The sequence below is a fragment of the Chitinophaga sp. 01L420 genome (assembly GCF_056399985.1).
The window spans coordinates 330,889-345,539 of sequence record NZ_JBFTSK010000001.1 but is presented as its reverse complement, the minus strand read 5'-3'; the positions used below and the strand labels follow the sequence as shown (position 1 = coordinate 345,539).

General features: G+C 44.7%; 15 protein-coding genes. 7 read left to right on the top strand and 8 right to left on the bottom strand.

Annotated elements, in window-relative coordinates; genetic code table 11:
* Window positions 1-56: 56 nt before the first annotated feature.
* Together AC1DP6_RS01565 and alaS are read right to left on the bottom strand one after the other, a co-directional pair.
* Entirely contained in the window at window positions 57-947 is an 891-nt protein-coding gene (locus AC1DP6_RS01565; protein WP_477053286.1) for a PDZ domain-containing protein, read from the bottom strand.
* A gap of 58 nt (window positions 948-1,005) precedes the next feature.
* Window positions 1,006-3,624, bottom strand: coding sequence for an alanine--tRNA ligase (gene alaS / locus AC1DP6_RS01560; protein WP_477053285.1), 2,619 nt, complete (start codon window positions 3,622-3,624; stop codon window positions 1,006-1,008).
* Between the two features lie 353 nt (window positions 3,625-3,977).
* Here alaS and AC1DP6_RS01555 point away from each other — a divergent pair, with 353 nt between their 5' ends.
* The 3 genes from AC1DP6_RS01555 (at window position 3,978) to AC1DP6_RS01545 (ending at window position 6,143) form a co-directional block, all read left to right on the top strand.
* Window positions 3,978-4,949: a M23 family metallopeptidase gene (locus tag AC1DP6_RS01555; RefSeq protein ID WP_477053284.1), complete on the top strand. Its 972-nt coding sequence runs from the start codon at window positions 3,978-3,980 to the stop codon at window positions 4,947-4,949.
* A gap of 215 nt (window positions 4,950-5,164) precedes the next feature.
* Window positions 5,165-5,620 (top strand): MerR family transcriptional regulator, encoded by a 456-nt coding sequence (locus AC1DP6_RS01550; RefSeq protein WP_331972148.1) that lies wholly within the window; start codon window positions 5,165-5,167, stop codon window positions 5,618-5,620.
* A 10-nt stretch (window positions 5,621-5,630) separates the two neighbouring features.
* Window positions 5,631-6,143, top strand: a complete 513-nt coding sequence (locus AC1DP6_RS01545) for a hypothetical protein (RefSeq protein WP_477053283.1) — start codon at window positions 5,631-5,633, stop codon at window positions 6,141-6,143.
* A gap of 114 nt (window positions 6,144-6,257) precedes the next feature.
* Here AC1DP6_RS01545 and AC1DP6_RS01540 read toward each other — a convergent pair whose 3' ends face one another.
* Both AC1DP6_RS01540 and AC1DP6_RS01535 read right to left on the bottom strand, forming a co-directional pair.
* Window positions 6,258-7,361: a mechanosensitive ion channel family protein gene (locus AC1DP6_RS01540; protein WP_477053282.1), complete on the bottom strand. Its 1,104-nt coding sequence runs from the start codon at window positions 7,359-7,361 to the stop codon at window positions 6,258-6,260.
* Between the two features lie 9 nt (window positions 7,362-7,370).
* A complete protein-coding gene (locus AC1DP6_RS01535; protein WP_477053281.1) occupies window positions 7,371-8,516 on the bottom strand; it encodes an amidohydrolase family protein in 1,146 nt (381 codons plus the stop codon).
* A 99-nt stretch (window positions 8,517-8,615) separates the two neighbouring features.
* Between AC1DP6_RS01535 and prfA the strand changes: the two genes are divergently transcribed.
* The 3 genes from prfA to AC1DP6_RS01520 all read left to right on the top strand — a co-directional run bounded on the left by prfA (window position 8,616) and on the right by AC1DP6_RS01520 (window position 11,340).
* Entirely contained in the window at window positions 8,616-9,680 is a 1,065-nt protein-coding gene (gene prfA, locus AC1DP6_RS01530; RefSeq protein WP_477025068.1) for a peptide chain release factor 1, read from the top strand.
* Window positions 9,681-9,852: 172 nt separating this feature from the next.
* Entirely contained in the window at window positions 9,853-10,434 is a 582-nt protein-coding gene (locus AC1DP6_RS01525; protein WP_477053280.1) for a hypothetical protein, read from the top strand.
* Between the two features lie 225 nt (window positions 10,435-10,659).
* On the top strand, window positions 10,660-11,340 hold the full coding sequence (locus AC1DP6_RS01520; RefSeq protein ID WP_477053308.1) for a YiaD family glycine zipper/OmpA-like lipoprotein: 681 nt from the start codon (window positions 10,660-10,662) through the stop codon (window positions 11,338-11,340).
* 68 nt (window positions 11,341-11,408) lie between these two features.
* Here the strand turns inward: AC1DP6_RS01520 and AC1DP6_RS01515 are convergent, their stop codons facing one another.
* The 4 genes from AC1DP6_RS01515 to AC1DP6_RS01500 form a co-directional block, all read right to left on the bottom strand.
* On the bottom strand, window positions 11,409-11,798 hold the full coding sequence (locus AC1DP6_RS01515; RefSeq protein ID WP_477053279.1) for a VanZ family protein: 390 nt from the start codon (window positions 11,796-11,798) through the stop codon (window positions 11,409-11,411).
* A 115-nt stretch (window positions 11,799-11,913) separates the two neighbouring features.
* Window positions 11,914-12,294, bottom strand: coding sequence for a glycine cleavage system protein GcvH (gene gcvH / locus AC1DP6_RS01510; RefSeq protein ID WP_477053278.1), 381 nt, complete (start codon window positions 12,292-12,294; stop codon window positions 11,914-11,916).
* Between the two features lie 71 nt (window positions 12,295-12,365).
* A complete protein-coding gene (locus AC1DP6_RS01505) occupies window positions 12,366-13,028 on the bottom strand; it encodes a peptidylprolyl isomerase (RefSeq protein WP_477053277.1) in 663 nt (220 codons plus the stop codon).
* A gap of 9 nt (window positions 13,029-13,037) precedes the next feature.
* Window positions 13,038-13,376: a hypothetical protein gene (locus tag AC1DP6_RS01500; protein WP_477053276.1), complete on the bottom strand. Its 339-nt coding sequence runs from the start codon at window positions 13,374-13,376 to the stop codon at window positions 13,038-13,040.
* Between the two features lie 243 nt (window positions 13,377-13,619).
* Here AC1DP6_RS01500 and AC1DP6_RS01495 point away from each other — a divergent pair, with 243 nt between their 5' ends.
* A complete protein-coding gene (locus AC1DP6_RS01495) occupies window positions 13,620-14,621 on the top strand; it encodes an AAA family ATPase (RefSeq protein WP_477053275.1) in 1,002 nt (333 codons plus the stop codon).
* Window positions 14,622-14,651 lie beyond the last annotated feature (30 nt).

The following is a 14,651-nucleotide window of genomic DNA, read 5'->3' as shown; positions in this document are numbered from 1 at the left end:
ACGCTGATATAGCGTCCTTTTTTATTGATGAAAATGCATTGTTGCGTAAGTTAATACTACAAGTCTGCTTTATTTAATTTCTTTGGTATTTTTATTTCCAGTGACTGTATTTGTCCATTTCGTTTAACCGTCGTCGTTATATTGCCTTTATTTCGGTTTTCCCGATATGCTTTGGAAAGATCTGATGCTGATTTAACCGCACTGCCAGCCAGGTCTGTGATAATATCATCTTTTTTAAATCCTGCTTTTTCTGCCGGAGATGCCGGGGTAATATCAATTACCTGGGCGCCCTCTTCATTTTCGGTATCCTGTACCTGCAGCCCGAGTTTTACGCCTTCTTCTGCCCGGTTGTACCAGCCGTTGCCAAAGCCTTGTTCTCCACGTGGATACGGGGACGGAAAAGTGAAAGTGCGTGGTCTTGGTTTGGGTGATCCGGATGGCGGATACAGGCTCCAGTTATCACCACCCATATCTTTTCTTTTGTCCAGTGTAACAATCACACTGTTTGGTTTCGAATTGCGTATATATGATACCGTTACATTTTCTGCCGGCTGATGTTTGCCGATGACTTCAAACAATTCTGCCGGTTCATTAATTTTTTGATTGTCGATGGCGGTGATGATATCGCCTTCTTTGATACCGGCTTTATCTGCAGGTGTGCCTTTGGCAACGCTTTTCACGGTAACGCCGGTCGCTGTTGTTTTTTCTGTGATCACGCCCAGTATTGCTTTATTAGCTAATGCGGGCATATCATCTTCCTGGTCATTGCCATCGTCATTGAACATATCAAAATTGCCGGGGAAGTTATCGCTGTCGAAGCTGAAGGAATTACCATCACGCGGTGTAATTTTTCTGCGGAAGACAGAGAGATTAGGATCACTGTATTGATCCATTTTTTTACCATTCACGAGGATGTCGCCATTCTTGATTACGAATGACTGGCGCAAGTAATAAATTCTGCGTTGGTCATTCGTTTTGATCGCCTTCTGCTTTTATCCTTTTGCCTTAGCTGATTGCTTTTTTCACCGCCGCGATTACCTGATCCAGTTTATCTGTATCCTGTCCGCCTGCAGTAGCAAAGGTTTTCTGGCCACCGCCGCCACCTTTGATCAACGGTGCAATATGTTCTTTAATAAATTTAGGTGCTTCAAATCCTTTGGCAGCCACTATGCTTTCGTCTATGGTGAGTGCTACGCTGGCTTTGCCACCGATGTTGGCAACAAATAACAGCACATGATCCGGGATATCATTTTTCAGCTGAAAGGAAAGTTGTTTTAATCCTTCTGCGCTGCTAACGTTTACGATCTGCCCCAGGAAGTTAATACCATTCACGGATTCTGCCTGTTGGCGTAATGTAGTGGCCAGTGCACGTACTTTTTCCAGCTCCAGGGCTTCCAGTTGTTTTTCCAGGGAAGCTTTGTCCTGCAGCAGTGTTTCCACTGTTTTAACCACTTCCTTCGGATTTTTCAGGGCGGCCTTAATTTCTTTCAGTTGCTGCAGTTGCTCATTTACGAAAGCTTCTGCTTTGGAGCCGGTAACAGCTTCCACACGGCGTACGCCTGCGGCCACTGCACCTTCTGACACAAATTTAAACTGACCGAGTTCGCCGGTAGAGCTGATATGTGTACCCCCGCAAAGTTCTACGCTATAAGCAGGATCTATGACTACTACACGTACCATATCTCCGTATTTTTCACCGAACAACGCCATGGCGCCCAGTTTCAGTGCTTCTTCCTTAGGCAGTTCACGGATCACCACGGGTATGTTTTCCCGTATTTTCTCATTTACAATAGCTTCTATCTGCGCCATTTCCTCGTCTGTTACTTTCGCGAAGTGAGAGAAGTCAAAGCGCAGGGCTTCTGCATTTACCAGCGAGCCCTTCTGTGCTACGTGGGTCCCCAGTACCTGCCGTAATGCTGCGTGGAGTAAGTGAGTAGCAGAGTGATGACGCTCCGTGTTATGGCGTTTATCTTTTGCTATGGCCGCTTTTACAGGAACTGTTGGCTGGGCCGGCAATTTATCTGCAAAGTGGATGGTGAGGTTATTTTCTTTCTTGGTATCTGTTATATGGATCACTTCTTCTCCAAAATGCAGCGTACCGGTATCCCCTACCTGTCCGCCGCTTTCAGCGTAGAAAGGCGTTTGTCCCAGTACCAGTTGAAACTGTTCTTTACCTTTTGCCTTTACAGTACGGTATTTTAGCAGTTTAGTGGTACTTTCCAGTTGTTCGTAACCTACGAAAACAGAATTAGGTGTTTCGTCCAGTATTACCCAGTCGCCCATATCCAGTTCGGTCGCGGCGCGGGAGCGGTCTTTCTGTTCTTTCATAGCAGCCTCAAATCCTTTTTCATCCACAGAAAAATCATTTTCTGCAGCAATCAGGCTGGTGAGGTCATAAGGGAAGCCATAAGTATCATATAATTCGAAGGCTGTTTTACCATCTACGGCCTTAACGGTTGCGTGTTGGATAAAGTCTTCTATCCGGCGGATACCGCTTTCCAGGGTACGCAGGAAGTTATTTTCTTCTTCAAAAACTACTTTCTTCACGAAATCTACCTGTTGCTGCAACTCAGGGAATACATGAGAGAACTGGGCTGCCAGTACAGGTACCAGGTCGTGTAGCAGTGGTTTTTTCACATCCAGGAAGGAGTAGTAATAACGTACAGCCCTGCGGAGGATACGGCGGATTACGTATCCTGCACCGGTATTGGATGGCAGTTGCCCATCAGCTATGGTGAAGGAAATCGCGCGGATGTGGTCAGCAATAACGCGGAAGGCCACATCTTTTTTATCATCGGTACCAGCATATTTTTTGCCGCTGAGTTCTTCTGTAGTATGGATGGTGCCCATAAACAGGTCAGTATCGTAGTTGGAGGTTTTATTCTGCAACACTCTTACGAGGCGCTCCAGTCCCATACCGGTATCTACGTGCTGTGCCGGTAAGGGCTCCAGGGATTTATCTTTCAGGCGGTTGAACTGCATGAATACGTTGTTCCATATTTCAATCACCTGTGGATGGTCTGCATTGACAAGGGTTTTGCCATCTACCAGTTTTTTCTCTGCTTCTGTTCTGCAATCTACGTGGATTTCAGAGCAAGGGCCACATGGACCGGTATCACCCATTTCCCAGAAGTTGTCCTTTTTGTTACCCAGCAGGATGCGGTCTTCTGCGATATGTTGTTTCCAGAAATTATATGCTTCTTCGTCTTTTGGTAAGTTTTCGCTGGCATCTCCCTGGAAAACAGTCACATAGAGCTTGTCTTTAGGGATCTTATATACTTCGGTCAGTAATTCCCAGCTCCAGGCAATGGCTTCTTTCTTAAAATAGTCGCCAAAGCTCCAGTTACCGAGCATTTCAAACATGGTATGGTGGTAAGTATCAATACCTACTTCTTCCAGGTCGTTGTGCTTGCCGCTTACCCGCAGGCACTTTTGCGTATCTACCACTCTTTTATTGGGAGGAACCCGGTTGCCAAGGAAGTAATCCTTAAACTGGTTCATCCCCGCGTTGGTGAACATCAGGGTGGGGTCGTTTTTAATAACGATAGGGGCAGATGGGACGATCTGGTGCCCTTTTGACGCAAAAAAGTCCAGGAATTGCTGTCTTATTTCAGATGCTGTCATAAATATTGATACGAATTAATATGTATTTTATATCTTATAAAGGCGTTTCATCCTGCTTTGGACTTGCAACTGTGTTTCAAGCCCTTATAAAGTAGTTAGAAAATTGACATTCAAAAGGTTGATGTTTTAATCTAATTACAGTAGGTTTGTGCGCCTTATTTTCCCGCCGTGTTAAAGGGAGTGCAAAAATATCGAAACTGGTATGATTATGCAAAACAGGTTGTATAACCCGGCAAAAATAGTTCAATGGGAAAAGAAAAGCCAACTATAGCATCCATAAGTTTGTACCTCGTGAAATAAATCGGCTGTCATAGCGTTCACTGCACTATGGCGCATAAAGTATACCCTGGTGCATGAAGAAGGTTAAATATTTTTACAACACCCAAACATTAAAATACGAGAAACTCGTAGTATCTCTGCGGGTTAAGATCCTCCGAATACTGGGGTTTGTGTCTGCGGCAATCGTTACCGGGGCTATCTTTCTGTCCGTGGCTTATCGTCTGGTTGACTCTCCCAAAGAGAAGTCACTCCGCCGTGATCTGGAAGGAATGAAGGAAAGGTACGATGCATTGCAGGGCCGTATGAGGGAAGTGAAAGGGAAGCTGGCGGAGCTGGAAGACCGTGACAATGAAATTTACCGGGTTATCTTTGAGGCCTCTCCCATTCCCGACAGTACCCGCCTGGGTAAAGTAAAGCGGGATGAAGAAGCTGCTCAGTTGCAATCTTTTGCCAGCAGTGAAATCATTGCGTCCACCTCTGTTTTGCTGAAAGAACTGAATAACCGGGTAAAAGCACAGGAAGCCTCTTATGATGAAATTGATAAGATGGTGAAGAACAAACAGCAGATGCTGGCGTCTATCCCTGCCATACAACCTGTATCTAATAAAGATCTCAAACATATTGCCTCCGGTTTCGGGTATCGTATAGATCCTATCTATAAAACCATGAAATATCATGCGGGGCTCGATTTCGCTGCTCCCAGCGGTACACCTATCTATTCTACCGGCGATGGTGTGGTAGAAGAAGCCAGTCTAAGTGATGTGGGCTATGGTAATCACGTGGTCATCCGGCATGGATATGGTTATAAAACGTTATATGGCCACATGCTGCGTATGAAAGTGAAGGCTGGCCAGGTGGTTAAACGTGGGGATGTATTGGGATGGGTAGGCAGCACTGGTAAATCTACGGGCCCGCATTGTCACTATGAGGTGATGAAAAACGGCGAAAAGGTAGATCCGGTTTACTTCTTCTTTAACGATCTCACCCCGGAACAGTTTGATCGTATGTTAAAAATGGCCAGGTCAGGAAACCAGTCATTTGACTAACCAGGAGCCATTAGTCCTTAGCTTTTAGTAAGTTATATGTCCTGACTAATTGCACCGAACTAAAAATTCTGAGATCTAAAAAAGGAAAGCTAAAGGCGAAAAGCTTAACTTCATCTTCGTAAAAGATATTTGTCACCTCGTTTTTTACTACGATGCACCAGCTAGACCTTTTTTCGACACCTGGAATACCGCATCCTGCTGAAGCTGCGGTAACTGTGCCAGCTAAAGTAAAAGTAAAGGCAAGCAGCAAAAAAGCTGCCGTAGCACCCACCATACCTGGGAAAAAGCGGGGACGTAAATCATTGAAAGAGTTATCGGAGGACCCGGATCTGATTATGGAATTGGATAAATTGGTACTAGATAAGCAGTATTATTCGATCAGTGAGGTTGCAGCCATGTTTAAGGTGAATACTTCGCTCATCCGCTATTGGGAAAATGAGTTTGATATACTGCAACCCAAGAAGAACCGAAAAGGCGATCGACTTTTCAGGCAGGAGGACATTCAACACCTCAAATTAATTTATCATTTATTACGCGAAAGAAAATATACCATAGAAGGTGCTAAGCAAAAGCTGAAGGAAGATCACAAGCTGGCTGCCCGGAATTTTGAAATGGTACAGGCTTTGCTAAAGGTACGGGGTTTCTTAACGGAACTGAAAGATCAATTATAAAAACATCATTATGCGATTGAAAACATTACTATTGGGTGGCGGCCTGTTATTCTCTTCCCTGACATGGGCACAGAATGGAAAGGTATTGAAGGGCAAGATAGATATGAAAACACTGATGAATGATACCTCCACAACGTGGTTCTACAAGGGTGTAAACAGCTATCAGCCCAATGACAATATGCTCAATTATATTAAAACAAACCGCTCCAACTTCAATTTGGTAGTGGTAATGGGCACATGGGACGAAACAAGTCGTGAGGTAGTGCCTGCCCTCTATAAAATTATGATCACTGGTGGTAGCCCGGAAGATCAAATTCTGATGTTTGCTGCCGATCAGAAATTACAGACAGATTCTCCTGTTGACTATAAAGTGAAGAAATTGCCTACTATTATCGTTCTCAAAGACGGTAAAGAAGAAGGCCGTATTACAGGCTCTCCAAAAGAATCTGTAGAAGCTGACCTGTCCCGCATTTTGCTGAGCAGCAGCCAGAAAGCCAAGGAAAAAGAGAAGGATAAGGAGTAAATGCGGATGTTTTCCACCCGATTTTACTTCTGCCAATGATAAAAAAATTAGCGAAGATCAAAGCTGGTATATGCTTTTGTCTTCGCTAATTTTTTTATCAGGAGCCTGTGGAAATTACGGTCGTTCATCCGTTACCGTTACATTGGTAGAGGTAGTCGGCAATTTAATGTTTCGGGCTTCCAACAGCTTTATCACTGTCAGATTCACTGTTTCCCTTAACGCCGCATACTGGGCACCATCAATGATATAGGTATTAAAAACGATCTGGATAACGTAAGTATCTTTCGTAAAATCATTCAGATTTACGGTAAAGTTCTCCAGTACATTAGCATTGCTTTTCAGCGACTGTCTTACATCCTGTAAAAATCCCAACAACGCATCCGCGGGGGTATCTGTCCCCAGTTCGAGCTTTAAGGCCACACGTTGTTGCGTGCGCAAGGAAAGGTTGTCGAGAATACTGTCCACCATTTTTTTATTGGGAACGGTCACAAATGTTTTCTCCAGCGTACGGATACGTGTACTACGTAAGCCTATCTTTTCTACCGCTCCCTGGTAGGAGTCTACTTTAACGCTGTCGCCTACACGGAATGGCTTGTCGAAAAAGATAATGAAAGAGCCTATCAGGTTTTCAATACTTTCTTTGGCAGCGAGTGCAAGGGCTGCCGCGCCTATCCCCAGACCGGCAATGATCTTTTCTACCAGCCCCGGGCCAAAGAGGATGCGGATAAAGGCGATAGCCCCCATGATAAACACAATGGCCTTGAAAAAATCCCGGAAGAAAATAATGAATTGATTATCGGTTTTATCTTCAGTCAGATCCGCTTTCTTTTCCAGCACCAGGGAAATGAAATCGATCAGCCGCAACACAATCCAGATAATGCTCATGCTCAGGGCCAACTCCAGTAAGGTATCAGTTACGTTTTGCAGCGTGGCTTTGCCATATACATGTACGTTCAGGAGACGTGGAAAGGTGAACCTATCTATAGTCAGCATGAAGGTGGTCAGCAACAGGAAGTACTCCAACGGCCGCAGTAGCAGGTTTACAAAATCCTTTTCTTCGATTTGCGGAGACCAGTGTCTCACCAGCCTGAAGAGGATAGCCGCCAGTCCTTTGGATACATAGCGCTTCACGAGCAGCACAAATAATAATACGCCAATCAATATCAGGTAATCCTGCACGGGGTTGTCTAAAAAGACCTTGTTCAAAAACTCATTCATAAGTTACAGCTAAATTATTCTCCTGCTTTCCTGGTTAATCAATATTACACCTGGCTGGCTGCCGGTGTTAAAACTGCCATAGGTATCCTGTATGCCCAGGGCCTTTGCGCCGTTAAAAGTAGCCCATTGCAGGATTTCTGCCAACGGAATTTCCGGAAAATGCTGCCGGATGGTTTTTATTTCTTCCCAAATAGACAAGGCGTGGTTAGAAGCCAGGCTGTCGGTGCCCAGGGTAATATTACATTGCAGCTGCCGGAATAACGGAATATCCGGCAAACGGTTTTCTATGTACAGGTTGGCCTGCGGACAAAGGCACCACCAGGTTTCCAGGGGCTGTTGCTGTGCAAACAGTACATCCTGCTCCGTAGTAAAGGTATTGTGCACCAATAGTATTTTATTTTGGGAGAAGTAAGGCAGATAAGCTTCCAGGCTATTGGTACCAGTAGGTTGGAAGCCGCTGACGTCCATCCCGAACTGACGATAAAAATTAAGAAAGTCGCCGGTTTTCTGTTGAAACAATTCATTTTCTGCTGGTGTTTCCTGGTTATGGATACACACAGGCGTGTTGGCGGGTGTGCTGGCCAATAGTTCAAACAGGGTTTGGCTCACGGAATAAGGCGCATGTGGTACAATGGAGCACTGATGCCGGGAACTGTTGATTTCCCGGAAAGCTGCCAATACATCCAGGCTGTACTGGTAGCGGCTATTGGCGCCGGCATCTGCTACGCCCATGCACTCCACAAAAGAGTGGTAATACATTCTGCCCTGCTGCTTTTTAACCAGGGTGGCAGTACCATTGCAGATGTCGCCAACGGCTGAAATACCGACCTCCCACATGGCCTGCTCTGCCTGATCAATGATAGCGTTATAGTCGCCGGTATTATTATTCCTGGATTGCATGACCTGGGTAAGGAAGGCAGGTAGCCCGGTTTTTTCCGGTATTACCCCTTTCATGTGCGATAATTCCAGGTGACAATGTGTGTTTATGAACCCCGGGCACAAAGTTCCATCCAGTTCCTGTACGGAATCGCCTGCTTCTGATTCGGCTACAATGCCCGCCACTATGCCATCTTCCTGAAGAATGAGTACTTTGCCGGGGCCCAGCAGCCGGGTACCGTTAAATATATCTTTTCCCTTTAATTTGATCTGTTTCAATTACCTGCTGTTTAATTAAGTTAATGGTGTTAATTTTGCAACCCGATTGGCAGTATCTTTTTCCGGTTGGGAAAGGATACTCAAAAGTCAAATATAATTATGATAGACAAACTGGAAGCTATAAAAGGTCGTTTCGAGCAGGTATCAATGGCGCTCACCAACCCGGCTGTTGTTAGTGATAACAAGAAATTTGGTCAGCTGAGCAAGGAATACCGGCAGTTGGAAAAGATCGTGAAGGCATATGACGCCTACCGTAAATTACTGGACAATATTGCATTCAACAAGGAAGTGCTGGACAGTGGTGACGATGAAATGCGCGAACTGGCGAAGGCAGAAACGGAAGAATTGCAGGAACAGAAGACTGTCCTGGAAGAGGATATCCGTAACCTGCTGATACCAAAAGATCCCCAGGATGAAAAGAATGCTATTCTTGAAATCCGCGCTGGTACCGGTGGTGATGAGGCCAGTCTTTTTGCCGGTGACTTGTTCCGTATGTATCTCCGTTTCTGTGAACTCAAGGGTTGGTCTACCAGTTTGCTGAGCGAAAACCCTGGTTCTGCCGGTGGTTACAAGGAAATCGTACTGGAAGTAAATGGTGATGATGTATATGGCACCCTGAAATTTGAATCAGGTGTACACCGTGTACAGCGTGTTCCGGCTACAGAAGCCTCCGGCCGTGTGCATACCTCTGCTGCTACAGTGGCGGTATTACCGGAAGCAGAAGAAGTGGATGTGGATGTACGTGAAGCAGATATTAAGATGGATACTTTCCGCTCCTCTGGTGCGGGTGGTCAGCACGTAAATAAAACGGAATCCGCAGTAAGGCTTACGCATATTCCTACCGGCGTGGTAGTAGAGTGTCAGGAAGGCCGTAGCCAGCACTCCAACCGTGAAATTGCGATGAAAATGTTACGTACCCGTATCTACGAAGCAGCGGTACGTAAACATGAAGACGCCATTGCCTCCAAACGTAAGAGCCTGGTATCTACCGGTGACCGGTCTGCTAAAATACGTACCTACAACTATCCACAGGGACGTGTTACAGATCACCGTATTGGTATGACCGTATATAATATGGATGCCTTTATGAATGGTGAAATCAAAGATATGATTGATGCCCTTTCTTTTGCTGAAAATGCGGAGAAACTGAAACAAGGAAGCTAGTCTCACTAAGACTGGGTGTTGTGGAAAGATGCGGGGATATGTATTCTCTGTTATCTTTCCGCAACGACTCCGTAATTTCCCAAAATATCCTACATTTAGTTAGCGGTCTCGTGTGAATGGGGCGGCTGCACTAAAAGCGAAAACCTTTTCTTCCCCTAAAAATCATCTCCAAATGTTAGAGCAATTAATGGACCTCGTTCGGGAACATGCACAGGGTGCTGTGGTGAACAACCCTGCCGTTCCTAATGAACAAAATGAAGCTGTTATTGGCGCAGCTACAGAATCTATTGCATCCGGTTTGCAGCAGGAGCTGGCCAGCGGCAATACAGAAGGTGTACTTTCTTTATTGGGCGGTAATACTGCTGCATCTGCCAGTAACCCGGTAGTGAGCAATATCTCCAATAACCTGGTGGGTACCCTGTTGGAGAAATTCAACATTGATAAAGGAGCAGCCACACAGCTTGCAGCTACATTGATTCCAACTGTATTGGGCTCTTTGGCTAATAAAACCAACGATCCTGCCAATGGTAGCTTCAGCCTGGATGGTATCCTGAATTCACTCACTGGTGGCTCTGCACAGGGCATCAATCTGCAGGGCATACTGGGCCAGTTGTCCGGAGGCCTGGATAAGAACGGTGATGGCCATGTAGATCTGGAAGATTTAAAGAGTCTGTTATCCAATGGCGCGCAGCAACAGCAACAGGCAAATACCGGTGGTGGTATTGGCGGAATGCTAAAAAATCTGCTGGGTTAATCTTTTTCACAGGTGCAGTTGTTTATTACTCATAGTCGTTTCAACGGTATAAGATATTGTTGCCATGTGTTAAAGACTTGCCATTTTTTTGGTTTCTGTTTATTTTTATTAATCAATAAGTTGTGAATATTAAATCAAGTTGGCAACATATTTGATTACAAGTTTTTCAATTAGTTTTGTCAACGGAATTAATGCTTAAAAACCTTCATGTCTAAAATTATTATGATGAAAAATTTCAATGTTCTGGTAGCCTTGGTTTTGTCTGTAACCATGTTGTTCAGTTGTAAAACCTGGCAGAGCGCGGACAATACTAAAAAGGGTGCTGCTATAGGTGTAGGTGGCGGAGCTGCCGCTGGTGCTATAATAGGTAAAGTAGCCGGTAATACTGCCCTGGGTGCCATCATTGGTGCTGTTGTAGGTGGTGCTGGTGGTGCTTTGATCGGTAAAAAAATGGATAAACAGGCACAGGAAATAAAAACGGAAGTACCGAATGCTACTGTAGAACGTGTAGGTGAAGGTATCAACGTAACTTTTGATGCAGGTGTATTATTTGGTTTTGATAAATCAAACTTGTCAGCTGTAGCACAGGAAAACATTAAACAACTGGCTGTTGTTTTAAATAAATACCCTGATACTTATGTGCGTGTGGAAGGTCATACGGACGATAAGGGTACAGATGAATATAATATGAGTTTATCTGAAAGAAGAACTAAAGCGGTGATGGCATTCCTGCAGGCGCAGGGTATTTCTGGTAGCCGTATTCAGGGTTTCTGGTATGGTAAATCACAGCCTAAAGTACCAAACGATTCTGACGCTAACCGCGCTATAAATCGCCGTTGTGAGTTCTCTATCTTTGCAAATGACAAAATGAAAAATGACGCGAAGAAAGAAGCTGGTCAACAGTAATCAAAATATTAAGAACACTTATTTCTCATAAGCAGATATGCCTTCCCCCCTGTTTACAGGGGGGATTTTTATTTCTTATCCGGGAAGAACCAGTATCTGACAATTTTAAATACCCACACACCTGCAATAGCGCCAAGCGTATCGGCCACCACATCATACATATCGAAGCTTCTTCCGATGGCCCAGTATTTCTGAATAAATTCAATGGCAAGTCCATAACCGGCAGCAACGATTACCAGTAATACCAGTGTAAGCGGGGAAATATATTTCTTTTGCTTATAAATGCCCAGGCTCAGAAATAATACAATGCCTCCAAACAGGCCAAAATGAACAAACTTATCAAAATGTATTTTATCCAGGAATGAGTTGGAGGGAATATCGTTTCCCGGCAGGGTACACACAACAAGGATCAGGATGATCCATAGAATGGCTGGCGCAAAATATCTCAGAGCTTTCATCTTCGTATTAAATTATTGTTATCCGGTTTCCGATTATTAGTAAAAAGGACAACAGGCTTATCGTATAATAACGTAGCCTGTTGTCCTTTTCTATATTAAAGATGTTATGGTGCAATTATTCACCTACCAGCGCCTGGTATGCTGCAGCATCCAGCAGGGCTTCTACATCAGCCGGGTTGTTAACGGTAACTTTCACCATCCAGCCTTCGCCATATGGATCCTGGTTAACCAGTTCAGGTGAGCCATCCAGTGCCGGATTAACTTCACTAACGGTGCCCGCAACAGGCATAAAGAGGTCAGATACTGTTTTCACTGCTTCTACTGTACCAAACACTTCTTCAGCGCCTACTGGTTTACTCAATGAGTTGATATCAACGAAAACTATATCGCCTAATTCGCGCTGTGCAAATTCAGTTATACCGATGGTAGCCACATTACCTTCTAATAAAACCCATTCGTGATCCTTTGTGTAACGCAGGTTTGACGGAAAATTCATATCAAGTTTGATTTTGAGCCGTAAAAATACAGAAAGAATTATGAATTTGGCAATTTGGAGTCATTACCGTTTTAAAATAACCACCACTTTTTAATAACCCTTATCCGCACGGGCACATCTTCCAGCGGCCTGTCGTGGCTATCAGTTTTCAGTGCGGCAATTTTATCTATCACATCCATGCCTTTAATTACCTGACCAAATACGGTATAGTTTTGATCCAGATGGGGGCTGCCGCCTTCTGTTTTATATACCCGGCGCTGATCCACCGGTATTTTGCGGCCTCCCAGCCTCGTTTTCTCCAGTTTATCCAGTTGTTCATCCGTGAATACTTTGCCCTGCACAATGTAAAACTGGCAGCCGGAAGAAGCTTTATCAGGCCTGTCGTCCCGTGCAGCACCCAATGCGCCCTTGCGATGGTATAAGTCCAGTTGAAATTCCGGCGGGATAGTATAACCTACATCCCCATTTCCGAGCGTGTCACCGCGATGGGCATGCTTTGAATCCGGATCCCCGCCCTGTATCATAAAATTATTGATCACCCGGTGAAACAGGGTACTGTCGTAGAAGTGGCTCCTGGCCAGCTTTACAAAGTTATTACGGTGTTTCGGGGTTTGATCATATAGTTTAATGATCATGGTGCCGTATGGTGTAATCACTTTCACTCTTCTGTCTTTCGCAGCAGCAAAGAAAGCAAGGAACAACAGGAGGACACTGAGGGGTAATAGTTTTTTCATAAAATATCTTTATGCTTCTTCGTGATCAGCAAAGTAAGCAATAATATGCTCTTTCAGGAAGTGTTCCTGTTCCATCATTTCCATTTTGGGAACGGGTTGTAACTCTTTAAAATGAGGCCATCCTTCTTTATCGTAGCCATCTACTTCAAAGTATCCGCTCTGACTCAGAAGGGTACATACGGCCACATGCATCAGATCCTGCTTTTGTTCTTTGGTATATTTCTTTTTAAGATTGTTTAATTCATTTACGCCGATCAGGAAAAGGATGGCTTCCATATTGGGCTTTTTACCAAACCTTTCGGTAAGCATTTCTTCTACTGGTTTCCAGCGCTGCTCAAAATCTTCCATATTGTTGTTGCTTTAAATTGTTGGTGTTTTGCCATAAGCTTGTCCCGGCAAATGTACGTTATAGGGAAAAATATTATATAAATATGCCGGGCTTTATTAATTTAGGCAGCGCCATTAAATGATTAGGTGCCCGGAAATGGCCACAGTGGCAAGTTTAACAGCATTTTAACGGCCTGTTCACATAGTGATAAGTTTTATTTGACCAGAGAATGTTTATTTTAGCACACCTGAAAAATTATTAGCATGGAAAATACATCGTCCGACATCCGGCAACTGAATGAGAAGATTCACCAGGCAAGCGCCTTCGTGGACCTGCTCACAATGGAGTTAGGTAAAGTAATTGTTGGCCAGCGTTATATGGTGGAGAGACTGCTCATCGGTTTGCTGGCCCAGGGCCACGTACTGCTGGAAGGCGTACCCGGTCTGGCAAAAACCTTGTCTATCAAGTCTCTGGCATCCGCTATCAACGCTAAATTCAGCCGTATTCAGTTTACGCCTGACCTTTTACCTGCGGATGTGATAGGTACAATGATCTATAACCAGCAGAAGAACGAGTTCGTGGTGCGCAGAGGTCCCATCTTCGCCAATTTTATCCTGGCAGATGAAATCAACCGTGCTCCGGCAAAAGTGCAGAGCGCCTTGCTGGAAGCCATGCAGGAAAGACAAATCACCATTGGTGACACCACTTTCAAGCTGGACGAACCCTTCCTGGTACTGGCTACCCAGAACCCAATTGAACAGGAAGGTACCTACACCCTGCCTGAAGCACAGGTGGATCGTTTCATGTTGAAAGTAGTGATCGGCTACCCTACCAAGGAAGAGGAAAAACTGATCATCCGTCAAAACCTGAATCCGGAAGCCATGGCTCCTATCCGCCCCATCATACAGCCTTCCGATATCATGGAAGCCCGTAAGCTGGTAAGAGAGGTGTATATGGATGAGAAGATTGAAAAATATATTCTTGATATCGTTTTTGCTACCCGTAATCCGGAAGAGTATAAACTGAACAAGCTGAAGCCATTGATCGCTTACGGAGGCTCTCCGAGAGCCAGTATCAACCTGGCCTGGGCTGCTAAAGCATATGCTTTCATGAAACGCCGCGGTTATGTGATTCCGGAAGATGTACGTAATGTATGCTTTGACGTAATGCGTCACCGTGTAGGTTTAACCTACGAGGCGGAAGCAGAAAACGTAACCAGCGAAAACATACTGAGCGAAATACTGAACGCTGTAGAAGTACCGTAGGATAGCTTTTAGCCGTTAGCTATTAGCTTT

Coding starts and splice junctions, on each gene's coding strand:
- AC1DP6_RS01545 (WP_477053283.1), top strand. CDS start 5,631: ATGCGATTGAAAACATTACTATTGGGTGGCGGCCTGTTATTCTCTTCC.
- AC1DP6_RS01515 (WP_477053279.1), bottom strand. CDS start 11,798: ATGAAAGCTCTGAGATATTTTGCGCCAGCCATTCTATGGATCATCCTG.
- AC1DP6_RS01520 (WP_477053308.1), top strand. CDS start 10,660: ATGAAAAATTTCAATGTTCTGGTAGCCTTGGTTTTGTCTGTAACCATG.
- AC1DP6_RS01505 (WP_477053277.1), bottom strand. CDS start 13,028: ATGAAAAAACTATTACCCCTCAGTGTCCTCCTGTTGTTCCTTGCTTTC.
- prfA (WP_477025068.1), top strand. CDS start 8,616: ATGATAGACAAACTGGAAGCTATAAAAGGTCGTTTCGAGCAGGTATCA.
- alaS (WP_477053285.1), bottom strand. CDS start 3,624: ATGACAGCATCTGAAATAAGACAGCAATTCCTGGACTTTTTTGCGTCA.
- AC1DP6_RS01495 (WP_477053275.1), top strand. CDS start 13,620: ATGGAAAATACATCGTCCGACATCCGGCAACTGAATGAGAAGATTCAC.
- AC1DP6_RS01555 (WP_477053284.1), top strand. CDS start 3,978: ATGAAGAAGGTTAAATATTTTTACAACACCCAAACATTAAAATACGAG.
- AC1DP6_RS01540 (WP_477053282.1), bottom strand. CDS start 7,361: ATGAATGAGTTTTTGAACAAGGTCTTTTTAGACAACCCCGTGCAGGAT.
- AC1DP6_RS01525 (WP_477053280.1), top strand. CDS start 9,853: ATGTTAGAGCAATTAATGGACCTCGTTCGGGAACATGCACAGGGTGCT.
- gcvH (WP_477053278.1), bottom strand. CDS start 12,294: ATGAATTTTCCGTCAAACCTGCGTTACACAAAGGATCACGAATGGGTT.
- AC1DP6_RS01500 (WP_477053276.1), bottom strand. CDS start 13,376: ATGGAAGATTTTGAGCAGCGCTGGAAACCAGTAGAAGAAATGCTTACC.